At 52.3% G+C, this 1,257-nt stretch carries 1 protein-coding gene; it reads right to left on the bottom strand.

The features are described from left to right. Window positions 1-30: 30 nt before the first annotated feature. Window positions 31-1,196, bottom strand: a protein-coding gene (locus CXF87_RS12070) for an IS3 family transposase (protein WP_101146782.1) whose coding sequence is annotated in 2 segments (ribosomal slippage) — window positions 31-935 and window positions 935-1,196 — 1,167 coding nt in all. Because the reading frame shifts where the segments join, the coding sequence is not laid out codon by codon here. Window positions 1,197-1,257: the final 61 nt, after the last annotated feature.

Consider the following 1,257-nt stretch of genomic DNA (forward strand, 5'->3'; position numbering starts at 1 on the left):
TGATCTTACCCAGCAAGAGTGGACACTGGTTTAAGCGATCATTCGGGCTTCAAATACCTCTGGGCTGATCATCCCAATGGCACTGTGCCGCCGTTGTTTGTTGTAGTCTAGTTCAACGTACTCAAACACCTGGCGCCTCATGTCGTTTCGCGTTTTAAATTGCTCCCCATGGATCGCTTCAACTTTGAGACTGTGGAAGAAGCTTTCGGCACAGGCATTATCATAGCAGTTGCCTTTGGCGCTCATGCTGCACTTAAGCTCATACCGTGTAAGCTGCGATTGGTAAAGCATGGAACAGTACTGACTGCCCCTGTCCGAATGGACTATCACGCCTTTAGGCATTTTGCGTTTCCATAGCGCCATTTGTAGCGCGTCACAGACAAGATCGGCCGTCATACGCTCACTCATTGCCCAACCAACCACCTTACGAGAATAAAGGTCAATCAGCACTGCCAGGTAAAGCCAGCCTTCGCCCGTTGCCAAGTAGGTGATGTCACTCACCCACTTTTGATTGGGGGCTGAGGCAGTGAAGTTTTGCGCTAGCAGATTCGGCGCTACTGGCAGCGAATGTCGAGAGTTTGTGGTGGCCTTAAACTTACGTGCTGCTTTAGCGCGCAAACCCTGACGCTGCATGCTGTCAGCCACCGTCTTACGGTTGACCGGCAGCCCATCATCTCGAAGGTCTAGTGCTAATCTCGGAGCGCCTGATCGCCCCTTACGTTGGTGATAAGCCGTCGCCACGCGCTGATCGATAATGGCTTGCTGGCTGCGTTTTGGGGACAAAGCTCCTTCGCGCTGCCGCCAAGCGTAGTAGCCACTCCGAGCGACCCCGACAACATGGCACATACGCTGAACACTGAAAGCCTGGCGATGACGATGGATAAAGGCGTACTTCACTTCAGGCTCTTCGCAAAGTACACCGCGGCCTTTTTTGTGATGGCCAGCTCTTCATTTGCTTCGGCTAATTGGCGCTTCAAGCGGGCGTTTTCTTCTGCCAACGACTGCTCTCGTTCAGAGGTGTCTTGCTGACGCTGCGCTTTGGAGCGCCACTGATAAAGCTGACTCGCATGTATGCCCAGTTCACGAGCCGCTGCTGCCACACCAATGCGATCAGCCAGCGCTAACGCTTCTTGACGGTAGGCATCTGAGTAACGGGTATAAGTTTTTTTCTTCATTGATGTTGTCGATCTTGCCATGGTTCACCTCATCGTAGCGTATTACATTTTTGAGGTGTCTACTGTTACTGGGCAAGACCAG

The sequence above is a fragment of the Halomonas sp. MES3-P3E genome (assembly GCF_002836035.1).
Classification (GTDB): domain Bacteria; phylum Pseudomonadota; class Gammaproteobacteria; order Pseudomonadales; family Halomonadaceae; genus Vreelandella; species Vreelandella arctica.